The 20,285-nt window shown below is 46.2% G+C and carries 14 protein-coding genes; 9 read left to right on the top strand and 5 right to left on the bottom strand.

What is annotated here, in order from left to right; translation table 11 throughout:
* Positions 1 to 161: 161 nt before the first annotated feature.
* The 4 genes from L9Q40_RS19420 to L9Q40_RS19435 all read left to right on the top strand — a co-directional run bounded on the left by L9Q40_RS19420 (position 162) and on the right by L9Q40_RS19435 (position 4,863).
* The gene (locus tag L9Q40_RS19420) at positions 162 to 734 is read left to right on the top strand and encodes a calcium-binding protein (protein WP_498794264.1); all 573 of its coding nucleotides are present in this window, start codon (positions 162 to 164) and stop codon (positions 732 to 734) included.
* A gap of 76 nt (positions 735 to 810) precedes the next feature.
* Entirely contained in the window at positions 811 to 2,532 is a 1,722-nt protein-coding gene (locus L9Q40_RS19425) for a type I secretion system permease/ATPase (protein ID WP_498794265.1), read from the top strand.
* On the top strand, positions 2,504 to 3,844 hold the full coding sequence (locus tag L9Q40_RS19430) for an HlyD family type I secretion periplasmic adaptor subunit (protein ID WP_498794266.1): 1,341 nt from the start codon (positions 2,504 to 2,506) through the stop codon (positions 3,842 to 3,844). The genes L9Q40_RS19425 and L9Q40_RS19430 overlap by 29 nt, the downstream gene beginning before the upstream one ends.
* 173 nt (positions 3,845 to 4,017) lie before the next feature.
* On the top strand, positions 4,018 to 4,863 hold the full coding sequence (locus L9Q40_RS19435) for a mechanosensitive ion channel family protein (RefSeq protein WP_014234896.1): 846 nt from the start codon (positions 4,018 to 4,020) through the stop codon (positions 4,861 to 4,863).
* A 69-nt stretch (positions 4,864 to 4,932) separates the two neighbouring features.
* On the opposite strand, the gene fhuB is transcribed toward L9Q40_RS19435, so the two are convergent.
* The 4 genes from fhuB to L9Q40_RS19455 are packed head-to-tail and all read right to left on the bottom strand — an operon-like array spanning position 4,933 to position 10,750.
* The gene (gene fhuB, locus L9Q40_RS19440; protein ID WP_498794267.1) at positions 4,933 to 6,900 is read right to left on the bottom strand and encodes a Fe(3+)-hydroxamate ABC transporter permease FhuB; all 1,968 of its coding nucleotides are present in this window, start codon (positions 6,898 to 6,900) and stop codon (positions 4,933 to 4,935) included.
* Positions 6,897 to 7,826: an iron-siderophore ABC transporter substrate-binding protein gene (locus L9Q40_RS19445; protein WP_498794268.1), complete on the bottom strand. Its 930-nt coding sequence runs from the start codon at positions 7,824 to 7,826 to the stop codon at positions 6,897 to 6,899. Before L9Q40_RS19445 ends, fhuB begins: the two co-directional genes overlap by 4 nt.
* Positions 7,817 to 8,602 carry an ABC transporter ATP-binding protein gene (locus tag L9Q40_RS19450; protein ID WP_498794269.1) on the bottom strand — a complete coding sequence of 262 codons (786 nt, stop codon included), beginning with the start codon at positions 8,600 to 8,602 and terminating at the stop codon, positions 7,817 to 7,819. The genes L9Q40_RS19445 and L9Q40_RS19450 overlap by 10 nt, the downstream gene beginning before the upstream one ends.
* A gap of 51 nt (positions 8,603 to 8,653) precedes the next feature.
* Positions 8,654 to 10,750, bottom strand: coding sequence for a TonB-dependent siderophore receptor (locus tag L9Q40_RS19455; RefSeq protein WP_498794270.1), 2,097 nt, complete (start codon positions 10,748 to 10,750; stop codon positions 8,654 to 8,656).
* Between the two features lie 145 nt (positions 10,751 to 10,895).
* Between L9Q40_RS19455 and L9Q40_RS19460 the strand changes: the two genes are divergently transcribed.
* Both L9Q40_RS19460 and L9Q40_RS19465 read left to right on the top strand, forming a co-directional pair.
* A complete protein-coding gene (locus L9Q40_RS19460) occupies positions 10,896 to 12,722 on the top strand; it encodes an ABC transporter ATP-binding protein (RefSeq protein ID WP_498794271.1) in 1,827 nt (608 codons plus the stop codon).
* Positions 12,723 to 12,973: 251 nt separating this feature from the next.
* The gene (locus tag L9Q40_RS19465; protein WP_118120921.1) at positions 12,974 to 13,924 is read left to right on the top strand and encodes a LysR substrate-binding domain-containing protein; all 951 of its coding nucleotides are present in this window, start codon (positions 12,974 to 12,976) and stop codon (positions 13,922 to 13,924) included.
* Positions 13,925 to 14,028: 104 nt separating this feature from the next.
* Here the strand turns inward: L9Q40_RS19465 and L9Q40_RS19470 are convergent, their stop codons facing one another.
* Positions 14,029 to 15,765 carry a BCCT family transporter gene (locus L9Q40_RS19470; protein ID WP_498794272.1) on the bottom strand — a complete coding sequence of 579 codons (1,737 nt, stop codon included), beginning with the start codon at positions 15,763 to 15,765 and terminating at the stop codon, positions 14,029 to 14,031.
* Positions 15,766 to 16,086: 321 nt separating this feature from the next.
* On the opposite strand from L9Q40_RS19470, the gene L9Q40_RS19475 reads away from it, so the two are divergent.
* From L9Q40_RS19475 to L9Q40_RS19485, 3 genes are all read left to right on the top strand, one after another.
* On the top strand, positions 16,087 to 17,274 hold the full coding sequence (locus tag L9Q40_RS19475; protein ID WP_498794273.1) for an aromatic ring-hydroxylating oxygenase subunit alpha: 1,188 nt from the start codon (positions 16,087 to 16,089) through the stop codon (positions 17,272 to 17,274).
* 1 nt (position 17,275) lies between these two features.
* Positions 17,276 to 18,700 (top strand): aldehyde dehydrogenase family protein, encoded by a 1,425-nt coding sequence (locus L9Q40_RS19480; protein WP_498794274.1) that lies wholly within the window; start codon positions 17,276 to 17,278, stop codon positions 18,698 to 18,700.
* Positions 18,701 to 18,856: 156 nt separating this feature from the next.
* Complete coding sequence (locus L9Q40_RS19485; RefSeq protein WP_498794275.1) at positions 18,857 to 20,281, top strand: FAD-dependent oxidoreductase; 1,425 nt, start codon at positions 18,857 to 18,859, stop codon at positions 20,279 to 20,281.
* Positions 20,282 to 20,285 lie beyond the last annotated feature (4 nt).

Genomic DNA, 20,285 nt, shown 5'->3' on the forward strand with positions numbered 1-20,285 from the left:
ATTAGATTTAAATATCATTCCTTATTCACACTATTACATACGCAGTTGACTACTAGAATTTCGGTTGCAGTACGAGTAAGCAATGTAATCAGGCTGAATACAATAGAGATAATATTAATAGATGTGCTCGATTGTTAAGCCGAAACAAAGGGAGTGAAGAAATGACTGACTATTACGGTACACCAGAAGCGGATGTAATCTCTGATTTCGAAGGTGGAGATGATCTGTTCGTTGGATATGACGGAGATGATGTTTTTGTTGGTGGCGGCGGCGATGACCTATTGATCGGCGGGGCTGGTAATGACCACTTGGTTGGTGGTGCAGGTAACGATGTTATCAGAGGTGGTACAGGTGATGACTACCTGTCTGGTGGCCATGGGGATGATATCCTTTATGGGTTGCAGGGCGATAACACGCTAAATGGTAGCACCGGCAACGACGTACTGGTTGCTGGCTCTGGTAACAACTTTATGGTTGGTGGGGAAGGCGATGACGTATTTGTATTCACCGATAATTATGATGGACACGGTGAGGCAAAAGTTGCTGACTTTACTATCGGTGAAGATCTGATTCGTATTAATAGCTGTTCAGTGAATGATTTCTCTGACTTGTGCTTTAGTTACGATAATGCGGGTAATGCAATCTTTACCGATGGCGCTGACTTAACGGTTAAGCTCGTTGGTATTACTGAGGCAGACATCACCACTCATGGTGCAGATTTATTTGTTTTCTAAACATTAAATAGGCAACCAATCCAGGCGTTAGGCAAAGTCGCCTAGCGCCTGCATTGTCGATTAAACGGAAGTTGTCGTGCAAAAAACAGTTTTCAAAGAGGTGCGTCAAAAGCTATTCACGCTTATAGGCTTGCTGGTTGGATTTAGCCTCTTCATCAACTTACTCATTCTTTCTATACCCTTGTACATGCTGCAAGTGTATAACCGTGTCCTCTCATCATACTCAATAGACACACTCGCTTTACTTAGCGTCATTGTCGTGGCGGCGCTTTTTACTATGTCTATTATTGATATCGCCCGTGCTCAGGTGAGTAAATCGTTTGGATACTGGATGGATACCAAACTGTCTGTGTTTATGCTCAAGCGCAGTATCCAATATCAGTCTCATACTGGCACAAGTTTTACTTCTCAAGTACTCAGAGATATTCAAAACATTAAAGGCTTTTTAAGCAGTCAAGCGCCTTATCCTCTGCTGGATGCCCCTTGGACGCCACTCTTTATCTTATTTGTTTATCTGTTACACCCTTTGTTGGGTCACATCGCATTAGTCGGGTCGATTGTGCTTTTGGGGCTGGGCATTCTCAATGAAGTTTTAGCCAGAAAAGTAATTCAAGAAAGTGAAGTGAAAGCGCTCTCCCAAATCAATGATGCCGAACTGGCAACACAAAACTCTAACTCGATCCTTGCGATGGGCATGATGAATGCGTTTTTAGAAAAATGGCAATCACGTATGACTCAGGTCAACTCGTTAGAAGAGAACGTGGCAGGAAAAACCATTTATATAAGTAACTTGTCCAAATTCGTGCGTAGCACATTACAAGTTTCGCTACTTGGTGGTGGAGCATGGTTGGTGATTCAACATGAAATTACCGCCGGAGCAATGATCGCCAGCTCTATTCTGATGAGCCGAGCGTTAGCGCCGATGGAACAAGCGATTGGCACGTGGCGGGGCGCGATGTCTGCCAGAAACTCCTATCAACGTTTAAAGGATATCGACGCTGTCATCAAGCTCGATGAGTCTGATATGCCATTACCTAAACCGCAAGGTAACTATGAACTCATCGGGCTCACTTACCGGCACTTTGGCGCAACTGAACCAGTACTTTCGGCGGTTTCATTGTCAATTCCCGCAGGTGTTTCGGTTGGCTTGATTGGCCCTTCCGGAACGGGTAAGTCGACATTAGCGCGGTTGATGCTCGGAAACATCAAACCTTCAGCAGGTAAGGTGACGTTAGATGGTATGGAGGTATCCACCTGGGCGGCGGAAGATCGCGGTTCTCATTTCGGATACCTGGCGCAAGAAGTCGAGTTATTCCCCGGGACCATCAGGGAGAATATCGCACGTTTTAAAGATGAAGACCCAGCCAAAGTGATTTGCGCTGCACAACTCGCCGGATGCCATGAGTTGATCCTCAAAAAGAACAAAGGCTATGACTTTGTTATCGGAGAACGTGGCCGTGGTTTATCCGGAGGTGAACGTCAAAGAATAGCACTTGCTCGGGCCATATATGGTGAGCCTTCTATTGTGGTATTTGATGAAGCTAATGCGAACCTAGATGGAGAAGGCGAGGCCGCATTTCAACGCCTGATAGCACATTTAAAACAGCAAGGAACGAGCATTATCGTGATCGCTCATAATGCGAGTACGCTAAGGCAGATGGATCGGCTACTTTATTTGTCGGATGGGAGAGTGAAGTTATACGGCGCTCGGGATGAAGTACTGAAACGCTTAATGGGTAAAGACAAAACGGATATACCGAGGGTGACAAATGAGCAATCAACTGCCAACAGTCAATAAACCATCCACCGACAGTGTTTATCGCTTTTCTCCCGAGCTCCAACTGAGTTTCAAAAAACCTATTCTGTTGGCGGTTATTGCCACTTGCGTTTTTTTGGGCGGTGTCGGTTTTTGGGCAGCAACAGCGAAACTGGAAAGTGCAGCCATCGCCTATGGGGATTTTTCGGTGCTGAGTAATCGACAAGCCATCCAACATTTAGAGGGCGGGATCATCGAAAAGCTGTTTGTTCAGGAAGGCGATTTGGTTCAAAAGGGTCAGCCATTGATTCAACTGTCCAAACATCAGGCAATGGCGAGATTAGACTCATTGAGCGGACAGTTTATTCACACTCTCGCTAAAGAGAATCGTCTGAGCGCAGAGTTGGATGAACTGCCTTCAATTGTATGGTCTGACGATCTTAACAATCTACCTCGTGTTGAAATCGTGCGAGAAGCACAGCTGGTGCAAAGTAAAATATTTGAAGCCAGACAGCGTTACTTTCAAAGTCAGCTAGGGATCATTGAACAAAGTATTTCCGGTGCAAATTTAGAACTGCAAAACCTTCAGCAAACTAAAGTGATTGAAAGAGAAAGATTAAACTTTATTGAGGAAGAGATTGCGAGTAATCAAGCCTTGGTACAGAAAGGCTTCTCCGGCAAGTCAACTTTGCTCCAGCTAAAGCGTCTCGCGGCCGAAGTGAGAAGTACGCTTAGTCAATTGGACCGACAATCTCTTACGGTGAATAAACGGCTAGAAGAAAACCAATCTCAGGTTGAAGAGTTAAAATTGGAACGGCTGAATGAAGTTGTTGAAGAGTTAAGAGACACCCAGAAAGAAATTGTCAGCATTCGAGAAGAGTACCGTTCTGCTCAGGACGTAGTAACCAGAACGTCTATCAATGCACCAATCTCAGGCCGTGTGGTCAATATGCAGGTTTTTACCGAAAGGGGGGTTATCGGTTCGGGAGAAACGCTGCTAGAACTGGTACCTCAAAATGACCAATTACTGGTAGAAGCGAGAGTGAATCCGCAGGATATCGATTTAGTGAACCCAGGCCAGCAAGCTCGTATCAGAGTAACCGCATTAAATGCGAGAAACTTAGCACCTCTGGACGGAACGGTTCTGACCATCTCTGCCGACAAGCTCACACAGCAAGATCGCGAAGATTTCTATCTGGCCAGAATTGCTGTTTCTCAAGATGACGTCGAAAAATACCATTTAACCTCGGGGATGAATGCAGAAGTACTTATTCTCTCTGAGCCGCGCACACCGCTGAGTTATCTCGTTAAACCTATCACAGATAGTATGAATAGAGCATTTCGAGAAGATTAAGTACCGCAAAAGACGTTTTGACTTCAAACTGGTTAGTATTCGGCCAGTCTGTTCCGAATCCTTGCTGTTTTTGTATCATTTAGAGAGGCTGAGTCGGACAAGTTGTAGATTTTTTTGCTATTGTTGCCTGCTCGAGAAAGATTTATCAGTAGTTCAATAGCAGGAAGTTGAGAATGGAAAAAGTGCAGTTGGTCGTCAGTTTTCTACTGGCCCATAAAATGCTGTTTACCACATTAATTCTTATTGCCGCGTGGTTAACGCGTCGGACCATTCTCTCTATGATTCGTGGTGATCACACGCTCCTTTCTGAGAAGCAGCGCAGTTGGATGTCGAGAACGAAAAATGGCACCTTTACCATCACGCTGTTGATTCTGTTCGTTCTTTGGCAGTCCGAAATCAGTGAGTTTGCATTAAGTGTGACTGCGATTGCGGTGGCGATAGTCGTGGCCTCAAAGGAGATCATTCTTTGTTTTACGGGGTCTATTCAGCGTGCCAGTTCACGCTCTTTTCGCGTGGGGGACTGGATAGAAGTCGGGAAATTATGTGGTGAAGTGATCGACCACAATATGATGGCTACCGTGATCCAAGAGATCGACCTTCATCATGGTCAGTATCATTACACCGGGAAAACGGCGACTTTACCAAACAGTATGTTTTTTACTTATCCGGTAAAGAATCTGAATTTTATGAAGCGGTATGTTTATCATAATTTCTCGGTAGTTGTGAGGGACTTTGTTAACTTATATCCACTCTTAACGCCATTAACAGAGAAAATTGACGAACATTGCAGTTACTTCAGCGACGTTGCACATCGTTATAACGCGATGATTGAAAAACACGCTGGTGTCGACCTGCCGGGCGCAGAGCCGCATATTCATATTTCTAGCAATGCGACTGGTGAGCAGATTGTTCACGTCATGATTTTTTGTCCAACGGATAAAGCGAATCACTTGGAACATTTGATTCGTCAAGATTTTATGGACCTTTATGAACAACGCTTCCCGGTAGAAACTCAATAGCTTTTTAAGCGCTGTTTACCAATAAAAACGAAAACAAAACCCGCTATTTTGATAGCGGGTTTTGTTTATTTAGTTGAACTTACTTTTAAGCATCAGGAATAAGAAGTAAGTACTACCTATAATTGCGACTAAAGTGCCGGCGGCGACTTGGCTAGGATAGATGGCTATCTGGCCCAGCCAATCAGCCCAAAGCATTAGTGTCGCACCAATTAAACTTCCGACCAGCAATTGCTCTTTTACCTTTCTGGCGCCCAGCATCATCGCCATGTGAGGAGCGACCAGACCAACAAAAGAAACGGGGCCGACTGTAGCCGTTGAAAATGCGCAAAGTAGGGCCACAATGGTCAGCATTATTGTATTGGCAACTGAAGGGTTAAGTCCTCTAGCATTAGAAAAGGCGCGGCCAATAGAAATGAGTGTTAACCAGCGTGAAATTGCGAATACACCGGCGAAAAGGATCATGACCGCGATGGTCAACATGACCGCCGTCTGGGAGGTAACACGATAAATCGAACCTGTTAACCACAGTAGGATCTTATAGCTTTCACCAGAGCCTTGAGCCAAAGCAAATTGAACTAACGCTTCTAGCAGAGCAGAAAGCGCAATACCCGACAATACGAAGTTCGAAGGGTTAAACTGGCTTCTTTTACCAATTAGAAGCAACAACAGCAAGACCGTCAAACTGCCTAAAAAAGCCACGCCCCAGTTGAATGACGCAAGCAATGATCCGGACATCACGCCAGTGATTATGATCGCAAATGTCGCACCAGAAGAAACACCGAGAATATCTGGGCTGGCTAACGGGTTATAGACAATACGCTGTAAAATGATTCCCGCAACCGAGAGCGCGATGCCGACAGCGAGCGCAGTAATCATGCGAGGCCAGCGCAGTTGCCATTGAAACTCTCCTGGTAGTGCAACTTGAATACCATTCGCTCCATGAGTAATCAGTGAGTAGACCAGCATTCCAGCAAAGCTCATGATGATTAAGCTCGCGACCGTGACTTTTGATAGCTGCGCTTTGCCCTGACTCATCGAAAGGTTGAGCTGATCCGTTGCGGTGAGCTTTTTACGAGTAAACCAAATTAAAGCAGGTGCTCCGATTGCGGCAGCTGCAACGCCACTCGGAATTGTTTCTTCCAGCCATAAGCTTAATGAGATGGCGAGTGAATCGGTAACAAGTAACAGCGTTGCACCCAATAACAGGCTACTTAACAGTTCGTCACGAGGCGTTCTTGCGCCCATCGCACGAGCAATATTCGGGGTCAGTAAACCAATAAAGCTGATGATGCCGACAGCGGTAATGGACACTGATACGAGCCAGATTCCCATGACCATTAAAGCGCCAAATGCTGGGAGTACGGCTAGCCCTCGTGCGGCAGCACCTTCCTGGCCGAGTTTTAAGAGTGTTAATATTCGCGGTGCAATCAGAACAATAATGAGTGCGATTGAAGAACGTGGTAGCAACCACTCAAACCATTCCCAACTGTATTGAGAGAGATCCCCGGCACCCCACATGAATATATTCTGCGCGAACTGAGCATTTAGGATGATAATCGCGGTCGCAACGGATCCAAGCAGTATGTTAATGACCATGCCTGATACCACGAGAGGTAAGCCGGTCATATTTCGAATACCCGCGATAGAAATGATCAATCCAAACGCGATAAGTGCGCCTGCCATTGCGGCTAAAGCGGAGTAATCTGCCACCCAATCTACAAACCAGATATTCACCACGACCAATGCTAGCCAGGCACCAGAGGAGGTGCCTAGTGTCAGAGGAGAGGTTAAGTGGTTCTGCGTTAGCTGTTGCATCAAACTGCCGGTTAGTCCAAGCATTGCACCGACGAGTAGGGTGATACATAGCCTCGGCAGTTGAGACTGAAGAAAGAAAACGTCACGAAACTCACTGGCGAGATCTGCTTGAATCAGTAGCCCCCACTGCGCGCCTAATGACAAGCTTGTGTCTAATTGCAGGCTAAAAATACTGAGCAACAGAATCAGTGCTAAGTAACCGATGTAATGTTTTATTCTCATTGTTCTGGTGCCAACTCAATTAAACTATCAGTGATGGCTTCAGCCATGTATTGTAAAGACATTGCCCCACCATATGCCCAAACGGCTCTGACTGAATTAACTCTGTGCTTTTTCACAAAAGGCATGGCTTGCCAAAGAGGGGAGTCCTTTAACTTGTCTTCTTGTGGAAACGGCTGCACATATAAGATGTAGCTGTCTTCAAGATTCTGCAGACGATTAATGCGATCTTGTTTCACGCCCCAAGCTTTAGGTGACTCATGTATCGGGTTGTTTAAGCCCAGGTGTTTAACCACGTAATCTGTGGTTGAGTTTTCCGTAGACAGAAACACCGTATTCGGCGTGGAAAAGCGCATGACGAGTACTTCAAGCGGATCGGGATAATGCTGGTGGAGACGTAAACGCATTTGTTCAAACGATTGATCTAAAGCGGTTAGTTTTTCTTCGACAAGATCTTGCTTATCCAACAGTTTTCCCAACGTACGAAAATGACGGATTGCCGTTTCAGCGGCCGCTTCGTTTTCTGAAAAGTTTGGCAGATAAATCACAGGCGCTATTTGAGACAATAATGGAATGAGATCCTGCTGTGGTGACGCAGCCAAAATGACATCAGGGTTCAAGCTGGCGATTTTTTCTAAATTCGGTTCAGCGCGAGTGCCAATATCTTCAATGGTTTCTGGCGCATAGGGATTGACTACCCACTGACGATAGCCCGATAAGTTCGGTGCAGCTATCGGCTCAACGTCTAGCGCAAGAACCTGCTCGAGTATATCCCAGTTTAATGCGACCACCCGTTGCGGTGTTTGCGCAAAAGAGTGACTGCCATAATCGTCACTAATGGTAATGGCAGCATGAGCTTGAGAAAGCATTCCCCCGACAATAATGGCAATGGCAGCAAGGCGCTGAAGTAAATGTCTGACTAAGCGCATACAACGGCTACCTTACGGCTGGCAAGGGTGTCTGCCGGAGTCGGATGATCGATCAGTGTGATTGGTGACTCATAGAGTTCCGACAAACGTGCTTCGTCGAGAAGCATGTCTGCTTTACCTTCAAAAGCGATTTGCCCTTTCTTTAGAGCAACGATGTGAGTGGCGTAGCGAAGCGCCAGATTCAAGTCATGCAAAATAACAATGATCCCGACATTCTCCGTCTTATTTAACTCTGACAGTAATGCCATCAACTGAAACTGATGGTGCACATCTAGCGCAGAAGTCGGTTCATCGAGAATCAAAATCGGTGATTGCTGAGCAAGCAACATGGATACCCAAGCGCGTTGACGCTCACCACCGGATAAATCATCTGCCAGAGCCTGAGCGAACGGCGTGACCCCTGTACGCTGCATCGCTTGAGAGATGATCTGTTTATCTTCCGCGTTCCAGCGACCGAGCGCCCCGCGCCATGGGAAACGCCCCAAACGAACCAATTCTTCTACCGTTAACCCTGCCGAAGCCGGAAGTTTTTGCGGCAAGTAGGCGATTTGTTTTGCCAGTTCTTTAGTTTTGAGAGATGAGAGGTTTTGACCGTTGAGCTCGACAGATCCTTTGTCTGGTGACATTTGCCCGGAAAGCAAGTTAACCAAGGTCGATTTCCCTGAGCCGTTATGCCCAAGCACCACGGTGAGTTCATTGGTTGGGATATTGAGTTGATCGATACCGAGGATTTGACGTCTACCTCGAACGATCTGAATATTAGATAGTTGAAACATGGATAGGTCCAAGATGATACTCCCCTCATCAGAGGGGAGTTGGAAGAACAATTACCAGCGGTAGTTAGCGTTTAGCATCACAGAGCGAGACTGACCGAAGTAACAGTAGTAATCGCAGCCAGAGATAAACTCTTTGTCCAGAATGTTGTTCACATTAAGCTGTGCCTGCCATTGTGAAGAAATGTCATAAGTCACAGATGCGTCCCAAAGTGTCACAGATGGAACCGTTAGATCCGAGCTCGCCGGGTTGTCTTTAGATTCATCCACGTAACGAACACCTGTTCCAACGTTCAGGCCAGGAATTAGGCGGTATGCGCTGTAATCTACCCACGCAGACGCCTGATGCTTAGGAATAAGCCCCGCTTGTTGGGTGCCCTTGCCGTAAGTCTCGTCAGTTTCTGCTTTAGTGTAGGTGTAGCTAGCCAGTAATTTAACGTCGTCAGTTAACTGAGCAGTACCTTCAACTTCGACACCAGTTGATGTCACTTCACCAGTCTGAGTTGCCACCCAAGTTGATGGGTTAGTTACCAGTGCATTTTTCTGCGTGATATCGAACCATGCGATGTTAACGAAGCCATCCATAAAGCTTGGTTCATATTTCACACCCACTTCAACTTGCTCACCCTCAAGTGGTTTGTAGAGCTTACCGGTTGCTGTGTCGATGGTGCTGATCACTTCAAACGATTGAGAGTAGTTGGCGTATGGAGAAAGGCCGTTGTCCGCAAGGTACATTAGGCCAGCGCTCAGAGACAGTTCGCCATCATCGCGAGACTCATTCTGATCGACGCTTGCACCTTTACCACTGTTTTCTGTTTTCACCCAATCGTAACGGGCGCCAACATTACCAATCCATTGTTCGTGGAATTTAAGTTGGTATTGCGAGTACATACTGGCCTGATACTTGTCGATCTCGCGCTTGATGTTGTCCGCGGAGTCCAGTGGTGTGTAGTTTCCGTAGCTTGGATTAAATGGGTTTACGGTACCAAATGAATAGTTGTCTTGTTCGTCACCCTTCGTGTTGTGATATTGCAGATCAACACCGACCAACACCGTGTGCTCGGCATTGTCCGTCATCCAGTTACCAACCGCATTGTTGTCGAAGGTGAAACTTTGGTTTTTGCCGTCACGGAATACAATTCCACGATAGTAAAGCGAGTCGTCGTTTAAATCCCAGCCTGGAGATGGCATGCTGTAAACGCTACGCAGGAAGAGCTCGTTAGAACCGTAGTTTGCGTTCTGCGAGAATGTCCAAGTGTCGTTTATATCGTGTTCAAGCAAGTAACCAAGTGAGATTTGAGTACGTTCATACTTGTCGTAATCTGGCTCACCTAAGTTAGTTGATGGATCGATCTTGCCGTATTCCGAGTCGACGAGCGTACCTGCAGCTGGGAAGAATGGGTTAGTTGGCACACCATCATCCTTTAGATAGGTCGCCATCAGGGTCAGCATGGTACGATCTGAAACATCGATTTCCAGGCTCGGAGCGATGTAGAAACGTTCATTTTCTGTATCGTCCAGTTCACCATCCTGACTGGTCATCAAGCCAACCAAGCGGTAACGCATCGTACCTGAATCATTAGCTTCGTCAGCAATGTCAAAGCCTATTGACTGATGATTGTTGTTGCCGACTTCAACCTTTACTTCACCTTGTGGTGTGAACGTTGGCTTTTTCTGAACGGCGTTTACTACGCCACCTGGTGCCGATTCACCGAATAGTATGGCTGATGGGCCTTTTACGACTTCAACGCTTTCCAAACCGTATGGTTCAACGAGCCAGGTGTAGTAGCCGTCACGGAACAAACGGTTGCCGTTCAAGTAAGTAGCTGCATCGAAGCCACGTACTTTAAACCAATCTGTGTCGTTATCAGCGCCATACGGCTGAGATGTGACACCTGATGTGTAGCGTAGCGCTTCATCTAGCTTTTGTGGTGCTCGAACGCGCAATTCATCTTCAGAGATAATGGAAACGCTGCGTGGTGTTTCTTTGGCTGGCGTTTCGACTTTAAGTGCTTGTGTGGTGACTGTGATGGTTTCCATCTCAGTTGAATCATCTTGTGCGTGTGCCATAAACGAAACCACTGCAGCGGGCGCGATAGCACAAACCAACGCTTTACGAACAGCGATGGCGAGAGAGTTATGATTTGTCATTAATACATTCCCGACAATTATTTTAAATAAAAAACTTAATTGTAATTATTATCATTTAAACTATTGTTTGCGTATTTTACTGACTTTTGCATCAAAAGATAGTAAAACGTCTGCAAATTTGATCGATCTAACCAAAGTAGTTGTTATGTTTAATTGGTTTGAAAAACTAACCCAACCGTTTCCCCTGCATGAAACCGAAAAGCCACCCAAGACCTTGTTTGGCTTTTGTCGTTTCTATACGCGTGGATTTGAAGTGCCGCTTATTATCATGGCGGTGTTTAGTGCGCTGATTGCGATCACTGAAGTCACCCTGTTGCGCTACATGGGTGAGCTAGTCGATATATTGTCTAACCAGGATCGTGCTACTTTCTGGCAAGATCAGGGCGATCAGATGTTGATGATGCTTTTCCTGGTTGTCGTCGTCATGCCGGCATTAGGCTTTGTACATTCGATGGTGATGCACCAAACACTGCTGGGTAACTACCCAATGTCGATTCGCTGGCTGATTCACCGTTATTTACTTAAGCAAGCAGTTGGTTTCTTCCAGCGAGATTTTGCAGGCCGTGTTGCAACAAAAGTGATGCAAAGTGCGTTGGCAGTTCGAGAAACGGTGATGAAGCTGCTGGATGTACTGGTCTACATCAGTGTCTATTTTGTGTCGATGATATGGATGATGGGTGAGGCAGACGGTTTGCTCATGCTACCTATCGTTATCTGGCTTGCATTGTATGTACTGATCCAGCTCTACTTCATTCCGAAAATGAAGCGCGTGGCGACTGAGCAGGCGGATGCGCGCTCTGTGATGACAGGACGTATTGTCGATTCTTACACCAACATCTCTACGGTTAAGTTGTTTGCCCATTCTCAGCGCGAACTTGAATATGCAGAAAGCAGCATGAAGCAGTTCTTGGTTACGGTATACCGTCAGATGCGAATGGTGACTTGCTTGCTGTTTAGTGTCGATGCGATCAACTACTTACTGCTGTTGTCTATTGGCGTGATTTCCGTTTATTTGTGGCTGGATGCGGCAGTAACGATTGGTGCGATTGCTATTGGTATCAGCATTGCGCTGCGTGTACAGGGCATGTCGAAATGGATCATGTGGGAAGTCAGTACCCTGTTTGAAAATATTGGTACCGTTGTAGATGGTATCAGCACGATTTCGAACGACGTTGAAGTGAAAGACGTACCGAATGCAAAGCCGTTGCAAATTCGACAAGGTGAAATCAGCTTCGATCACGTTGGTTTCAACTACAGCGAAGAAAAAGCCGTATTTGACAATCTGAACCTGACGATAAAACCGGGCGAGAAAGTCGGCATTGTTGGGCGTTCTGGTGCGGGTAAGTCAACATTGGTTAACTTGCTATTGCGTTTTTACGACGTGAATACCGGCAAAATCTGTATTGATGGACAGGACATCTCACAGGTAGAGCAAGAGTCTTTGCGTCAGCACATTGGAATGATCACTCAGGATACCTCTTTGCTGCACCGCTCAATCAAAGAAAACATTCTATATGGTGATCCAGCAGCCTCTATGGAATCCGTGATAGCCGCGGCAGAGAAGGCACATGCGCACGAATTTATCCAGACTCTGAAAGATGAGCAAGGTAATGTTGGCTACGATGTTGAAGTCGGTGAGCGTGGCGTAAAACTGTCTGGCGGTCAGCGTCAACGTGTCGCTATTGCGCGTGTACTTCTTAAAAATGCGCCGATTCTTATTATGGATGAAGCAACGTCTGCACTGGATTCTGAAGTGGAGTCTGCGATTCAAGAAAACCTTGAAGTATTGATGGAAGGGAAGACAGTGATTGCTATTGCTCACCGCTTATCGACTATCGCTGCGATGGACCGTTTAATCGTGATGGATGATGGTCAGGTTATCGAACAAGGCTCGCATCAGGAGCTTCTGCAACTTAACGGAGTTTATGCTCAGTTGTGGAAACACCAGACCGGTGGCTTTCTGACAGAGTAATATTGGGTGATGTGGAATCACATCAATCTCGTGGTTAAAAAGGGAAGCGCAGGCTTCCCTTTTTTATTCCAACAAACATGCAGTGGCACACTATATATCCCGCTGAGGTGGAGCAATTTATGATTCATCTCTATTTTTTATTATTTATAAATTGTCGTTTGACGATGGTTGTCCACAATGGCGGTTATCCACGTGCAACAGAAGATTGCCGGGAATAACAATAATTACAAAGCTGCCATACTGGAAGAAACATGAAAATCAAACCCCTCCCACCTTTAAATAGCCTAGTGGCGTTTGAAGCGTCGGCTCGACATTTGAGCTTTACGCTCGCAGCTGAAGAGCTCAATGTGACTCAAGGCGCAATCAGCCGACAAATTAGACAATTAGAAGAGTATTTAGGTAAAGCGATGTTCACCCGTGCCAATCGCAGCATCAACCTAACGCCGACAGGTCTGCAATATTATCAATCGATCAGTCAGTCTTTACTCGATATCGCGCAAATCACCGGAGAAGTGAAAAAGTGGCAAGGGGAGCAGAAAATTACCGTCGCTACGACCAATGCAATGGCTGCTCTGTGGCTATTGCCAAAAGTGGCGGAGTTTCAAAATGAGCATGATGATATCGATATACGAATTCTGGCGTCTGATAACGTACTGGATTTAAGACGCCTAGATTGCGATATCGCACTGTTTTACTGCAAAACACCACCCGCCGAAATGGAAGTGACAACGCTTTTCTCTGAAGAAGTTTTTCCGGTTTGTAGCCCACTGTATTTAGAAAAGATTGGTCAACCGACTGAGGCTGAAGAGATCTTTAATAAAACGCTTCTTTATCTCGAAGAGTCGCAAAGGGATTGGGTCAATTGGGAAGAGTGGTTTGCAGGCGTAAATTTACCGAATATTGTGCCTCGTAACCGAATGAACATTAATAACTACCCTATGTTGTTGCAAGCAGCTATTAATGGTCAGGGTATTGCCTTAGCTTGGGGCTCATTAGTTGATGACTATTTGCAAAGCGGTGCGTTGGTAAGGCCTGTCGAGCATGTTCTGGCAACACCATCGAATTTCTGTATGTTGGAGCCTAAAGACAGAGGCTTAATCCCAGCGAGTGTGAAACGCTTTCGCGGTTGGTTGTTGCAGCAATTGCCGGATGAAGTCGGTGATCGGGGATTAGCAGAAACAGTCGAATCGTCCAACTCTTAGACACAAAAAGTAATAGATATAAAAAGTGGGAGCATAACTCCCACTTTTTGTTTTCAGCCCTAAACCACCTACTTGAGTAGGTGGTTATCATTAAACCGGCTTTGCTACGTTAACGCTGGTTTCTGATCAAGCGTTGGATTTTTAGCAGCCGTTGAATCAGCGGTTATGGTTTGCTGAATCGCTGTCTTACTTTCTACAAGTGGCTCTACTGGTCCATCAAGCTTGGCTTCTTCCGGGTGGACGTGCTCTGGCAACATCGCCCATGGTTTCGGTTCACGTCGAATACTATGAAATAGCGTCAAACTCATTACCGCAATAAATATTGCAATTGGAAAGCCTGCAATGATTGACGCAGTTTGCATTGCTTTAAGTCCTCCTGCGTACAGCAGTACACCAGCTATCGCTGCGATCATTATTCCCCAAAGTACACGAATGGATTTGGGAGGTTCACTGTCACCTGCCGCATCTAAGGTACAAAGAACCAAAGTTCCTGAGTCAGCGGAGGTAATGAAGTAGGTACCCAGCAGCAAACACGCTAATACACTCAGTATTTTGCCAAACAGACCGGTATCCAGGTTATCGAACAACGTAAATAATGCGCGAGTGGTATCCGCTTTCGTTGCTTCGAGAATGACTCCGCCCGTAAATGTGTCTGGTGGCGTTTGGCCAGCTTCTTGAGCTGCAACCACTTGAGTTTCATACGCTACGCGAGCATCTTGCTCAACTTTCAGTGCGGCACCACCGAAAACTGAGATCCATAAGAAAGTGATTAGTGTTGGTACGATTAAAGCGCCACCTATCAGTTCACGGATCGTTCTTCCTTTAGAAATTCGCGCGATGAACATGCCAACAAATGGCGCCCAAGTCATCCACCATGGCCAGTAGTATGCTGTCCACCAGTTTTGCCAACCTGAGTCGTTTTGGGCGTCACTCCATAAGCTCATGCCAACAATATTTTGCACGTAAAGACCGGTGCTCTCTAAAAGTGTGTTCAGAATGTAGCGTGTTGGACCAATGTAAAGCACAACAAGTACCAGCAGCAAAGAGAGCAACATATTCCATTCAGAAAGACGACGAATTCCTTTACCGACGCCAGACAGGACTGAGGCAACCGCACAGGTACATAAAGAAACGATAATGATCAGTTGTGTGCCTAACCCGATATCTAAACCAAATGTTTGATTTAGCCCCGAGTTGATTTGAATCACGCCCATACCAAGGGTTTGGGAGATACCAAAGGCCGTAACTGCGACTGTAAGAATATCGACAGTATGGCCGATTGGACCATAAATACGGTTGCCAATAAGGGGGTACAGAATAGATCGTAAGGTAAACGGCAGATCTTTACGGTAAGAAAAGTAGGCCAAAGCAAGCGCAACAATAATAAAAACTGACCAAGGGTGTAGTCCCCAATGGAAGAAAGTCAGTTTCATCGATGTCGTGGCAGCCTCATTGGTTAAACCCTGCGTGAAAGGGTTGTCCGCGTAGTGCCACATTGGCTCAGCGACTGACCAGAAGATCAAACCAATCCCCATACCGCCAGAAAACAGCATAGATACCCATGACAGGTAACTGAACTCGGGCTTTTCGTCGTCTTTACCCAATCGAATATGCCCATAGCGGCTAATCATTAAATAGAGCAGAAAACCGACGACTAAAGAAACGAGTCCGATATAAAACCATTTCATATTCTGCAACAGAATACCGGAAATAGATTCGAAATATTGACCCGCTTGGTTAGCTAGAATGGCGCAGAAAAGTACAAAACCGATGACGATGATCTTAGATGCGATCGTCACAGTCGGATTGAGTCCTTTTAGTATCCCTGTTGTTGCTCTCATAGGCGTCCCTCACAGTGTTTTTTGTATGCAGCGTTATCGTTTGTTGTTTTATTGTTAATTTTTCTGGGAGATTAGAGAGAGCTATGCGTTGTTTCAACTGATTAATACTCATCAATTAATGATTTTTAGTCATGCCATTAATATTTGTGCAATTTTTAAAGATGCATTCTTGTTCCAGATCAATGCATGAATGATAAAAACTCATCCATACCCTCCAAAAAAGTCGTTTGTTTGTTGCTGGTTTGTTAATCAGAATCAGCTCCATTGACACAACACGATGTTGTCCGCAATGGATGCAACTCGACTTTCGGAGATAAGAATATGAGCAATGTCAACCAAACCCTAATTCCTGTTGAACTCGTCGATAAGGTTCTTAACCCAATCAGTGAAGCGACTGGGATGCCAAACGATGCCTACATAAATGAAGACTACTTTACGTTTGAACGTGATCAGGTATTTGGTAACACATGGGTATGTATTGGTTTTGCCTCTGACCTTCTTAAAGACGGTTACGTGATGCCGATAGACTTCATGAACCTGCCGCTGCTAATGATGAGAAATCGTCAGGGTGAAGTTCAGGTCTTTCATAATGTGTGTAGTCACCGTGGCATGAAGCTAGTACATGAGGCAGGTGAAGTGCAGGGCATGATTCGTTGTCCTTACCACTCATGGACTTACGATCTAGACGGTAACCTAAAAGGTACGCCACATATTGGCGGTATCGCACAGCACAAAGATGACCGCTTTAAGTGCGAGAAGCATGGGTTGAAGCCACTGCGTTCAGCAATTTGGATGGACATGGTGTTCGTAAACCTTTCAGGTGATGCGCCAAGTTTTGAAGAACATATCGCACCGCTAGAAGAACGTTGGAAGCCATTTTTAGGCGAAGACGGTATGGGTCTTTTGCGCCGTGTGAACATGGGCGGCAATCTAGAGATCGAAGTAAACAGTAACTGGAAGCTGGCAGTTGAAAACTACTGTGAAGCCTACCATTTGCCTTGGGTTCACCCGAGCTTGAACAGCTACTCGCGCCTGGAAGATCACTACAACATCATGTTTGAAGAGCGATTTGCAGGCCAAGGCAGCCTTGCTTACAACCTGTCGGATACCGCTGGTACGCATTTGCCTAAGTTCCCTAGCTGGCCAGAAGACAAACTTCGCCATGCAGAATACGTTGCACTATTCCCGAACGTATTGTTAGGCATTCAGGCTGATCACGCGTTTGCGATGATGATTGAACCAATCAGCGCTGGTAAGAGCATTGAGCATCTGCGTGTTTTCTATGTCGGTGATGAAGCAACCAAAGACGAATTTGCAGCTTGCCGTACTGCCACGGTTGAATCTTGGCGTGTGGTATTCGGCGAGGACATCGGTGCTGTTGAAGGTATGCAGCAAGGTCGTCACTCACCAGGGTTTGGTGGCGGTGTGTTTTCTCCAGAAATGGATATTCCAACTCACTTCTTCCAAACATGGTTAGCAAAACAAGTTAAATCGGCAATGGAGCAGTAGTATGACTCATTACCTAAATTACATTGATGGTGAGTGGTGTGACTCAGAGCAAACCCTCACGGTTATCAACCCAGGTACAGCGGAACCGTACGCGACGATAGCTGAAGCTAATATTGCTGACGCTGATCGTGCGATGGCAGCAGCTCGTCGAGTTGTGAATCAAGGGCTCCTTTCGGATGTTCGTCCAGCAGTAAGAACTGAGTGGATGCTAAAAGCGGCGGCGGCTATTCGTGAAATGGTCGATGAAGGCGGGTTAGTGGCGTGTCGTGAAAATGGCAAATCACTACAAGATGCGAAAGATGAGTTCATCGAATCGGCACGTTACTTCGAATACTACGCAGGCATGGCGGACAAACTAGAAGGTACTTCAATCCCACTGGGGAAAGATTATGTCGACTTCACTCAATATGTACCGTTTGGCGTAAGTGTACAGATAGTTCCTTGGAATTTTCCGGTATCCATTTGTGCGCGTTCGCTCGCGCCCGCTTTGGCTGCCGGAAACGCAGTAGTGATTAAATCGCCAGAGATTTCACCACTGGCAATGACCTTACTGATTAAAGCCATCGAAAAAGCCGGTTTTCCGAAAGGCACCATTAACTTGCTTTGTGGTAAAGGCTCAGTGATTGGTAGTCACTTAGTGCAGCACCAGGAGGTCGACCAAATCGTCTTTACTGGTTCGGTTCCAACTGGCCAGCGAATTCTAAAAGATTCGGCGCACAGAGCAACGCCATCGGTAATGGAACTGGGTGGTAAATCTGCGGCTATAGCGCTGAAAGATGTCAATCTGGACTTACTACTGAAAAGCGTTCAGGTCGGTATCTACTTTAATGCCGGTCAGGTTTGTTCGGCTATGTCTCGATTGCTGGTTCACAAAGACCGCTATGAAGAAGTGAAAGCCGCAGTGGTATCAATGGCTGAAGGACTTTCAATTGGTCAAGGCGAAAGCCAGCCTGATATCACACCGTTGGTTTCTGCTGATCAGCAAGCACGAGTGCTGGAAATGATCGAGCAAGCACGAGCAGATGGCGCGAACATCCTTACAGGTGGTTATGCCCCGGATTTGTCTGGCTACTTTGTCGCGCCGACAGTCATTGAAGCCACTCCAGACATGCGTATTGCGCAGGAAGAAGTGTTTGGTCCTGTACTGGTGATCATGCCATTTGAAACCGAGCAAGAAGCTGTGGCAATGGCCAATGGTACAGAGTTTGGCTTAGTTGCCGGCGTATTTGGTGAGAGCATGAACCAAACCTTGTGCGTTGCTCAACAGCTACGTGGCGGACAAGTGTTCATTAACGAGTGGTTTGCTGGTGGCATAGAAACCCCATTTGGCGGTGTTGGGCTGTCCGGTTTTGGACGAGAAAAAGGGCAAGAAGCGATTTATAGCTATGTCCATACGCGCAACATCGCTATTCGTTTGCAGCAATAGAGCGACGCTTAGCCGACGTGTAACAGATTTCTTCGCCTCACACCTTCTTGGATTTCAGACCACAAGATGGTGTGAGTGCGACGAAACTTTCACTTTTCTATGAGTAAGTAGTGAACAGGCACGGGAAATTGGAACAAGGTAGTTGGAGAAAAAGTGATGAAAAAGTGGCTCTGTATTATTTGTGGCTTAATTTACGATGAAGCACAAGGTTGGCCTGCTGATGGGATTGCTCCAGGAACGGCATGGGAAGATGTGCCGGATGATTGGTTATGCCCAGATTGCTTGGTTGGAAAGGCTGATTTCGAAATGATTGAAATCACGGGTGATGTGATTGAAGAAGAGGCTGTTGCGCCTGTTTTATCGGGTACGGGTTCAACGCCATTGGATCAACCACTTCCTCCTTCAGTGAGCCAGCCAGTCTTTTCGACGGATCCTATTGTCATTATTGGCAGTGGACATAGTGGTTATCAGTTGGCTTCGGCGCTTCGAGCTCAGTCTGCCAATGTTCCAATTACCGTCTTTACCTGTGACGATGGTGCTCTGTACAGTAAACCAGCGCTTTCGAATGCTCTGGCAATGGGCAAAAATGGTGATGCACTGCAAACGGAAAGTGCATTGGAGTGGGAGAATCGTTTAAATATTCGAGTTTACCCACATACCCGTGTCGAGCATATTGATCGCGCTAACTCAACATTACACACATCGATTGGTCAGTACCGTTATAGCCGTCTGGTGCTAGCGACGGGAGCATCACCTATTGAAATTCCTATTGAAGGTGACCGTTCGTACGTGGTTAGCGTCAATGATCTGGTTGATTACCGTCATTTTAGCTCTCAACTTCAAGGCAAAAAGCGCATCGCTATTCTGGGTGATGGCTTAATTGGCTGTGAGTTTGCTAACGACCTGATTGAAAGTGGTTTTGAAGTCAGTGTCATTGGTTTAGGGCAGTGGCCAATGGAGCGCATGATTCCACAGCCGTTGGGCGAATCACTACAAAATGCCCTAAGTGAACGTGGCGTACAGTGGTTACTGCAAGACAGCATTGCGAAAATTGAGCCAATGGCTGACACCAGCGCGGAACTCCACCTGACGAGCGGGAAAAAGATCACCGCGGACTTGATCCTGAGTGCTGTGGGGCTTAAACCTAATGTTTCTCTGGCTGAGCAAGCAGGGCTGGAAATTGGCCGCGGCATTAAAGTAAACCAATTTGCCCAGACAAGTGATGAAAACATTTACTCGTTAGGGGACTGTGTTGAAACCGAACAAGGCTGGCAGCCGTATATTGCGCCTATCAACCAAATGATTCCGTCTTTGGCGAAGAGCCTATTGGGTGAAATGACGCCTATCACGTTAACGCCAACACCAGTGATTGTGAAAACACCGATTCTTCCGTTAACCATCTTCCCTGTCTCACCTAATGCACAAGGACAGTGGCACATAGAAAAGCAAGGTGAGGAATTAACAGCAGCGTGTTACTCGGTGGAAGGTTCAATGATTGGATTTGCACTGCTAGGTAGAAAAGTCCAGTCTCTGCGCTCGCCTTGGCTCGAACAATTATCACTAAAACAATCTGCGGCGTAACGGA

It is taken from the genome of Allocatenococcus thiocycli (assembly GCF_921292965.1).
Taxonomy (GTDB): domain Bacteria; phylum Pseudomonadota; class Gammaproteobacteria; order Enterobacterales; family Vibrionaceae; genus Vibrio; species Vibrio natriegens.

Coding starts and splice junctions, on each gene's coding strand:
- L9Q40_RS19445 (WP_498794268.1), bottom strand. CDS start 7,826: ATGCGCTTAGTCAGACATTTACTTCAGCGCCTTGCTGCCATTGCCATT.
- L9Q40_RS19480 (WP_498794274.1), top strand. CDS start 17,276: ATGACTCATTACCTAAATTACATTGATGGTGAGTGGTGTGACTCAGAG.
- L9Q40_RS19460 (WP_498794271.1), top strand. CDS start 10,896: ATGTTTAATTGGTTTGAAAAACTAACCCAACCGTTTCCCCTGCATGAA.
- L9Q40_RS19475 (WP_498794273.1), top strand. CDS start 16,087: ATGAGCAATGTCAACCAAACCCTAATTCCTGTTGAACTCGTCGATAAG.
- L9Q40_RS19430 (WP_498794266.1), top strand. CDS start 2,504: ATGAGCAATCAACTGCCAACAGTCAATAAACCATCCACCGACAGTGTT.
- L9Q40_RS19420 (WP_498794264.1), top strand. CDS start 162: ATGACTGACTATTACGGTACACCAGAAGCGGATGTAATCTCTGATTTC.
- L9Q40_RS19435 (WP_014234896.1), top strand. CDS start 4,018: ATGGAAAAAGTGCAGTTGGTCGTCAGTTTTCTACTGGCCCATAAAATG.
- fhuB (WP_498794267.1), bottom strand. CDS start 6,900: ATGAGAATAAAACATTACATCGGTTACTTAGCACTGATTCTGTTGCTC.
- L9Q40_RS19465 (WP_118120921.1), top strand. CDS start 12,974: ATGAAAATCAAACCCCTCCCACCTTTAAATAGCCTAGTGGCGTTTGAA.
- L9Q40_RS19485 (WP_498794275.1), top strand. CDS start 18,857: ATGAAAAAGTGGCTCTGTATTATTTGTGGCTTAATTTACGATGAAGCA.
- L9Q40_RS19470 (WP_498794272.1), bottom strand. CDS start 15,765: ATGAGAGCAACAACAGGGATACTAAAAGGACTCAATCCGACTGTGACG.
- L9Q40_RS19455 (WP_498794270.1), bottom strand. CDS start 10,750: ATGACAAATCATAACTCTCTCGCCATCGCTGTTCGTAAAGCGTTGGTT.
- L9Q40_RS19450 (WP_498794269.1), bottom strand. CDS start 8,602: ATGTTTCAACTATCTAATATTCAGATCGTTCGAGGTAGACGTCAAATC.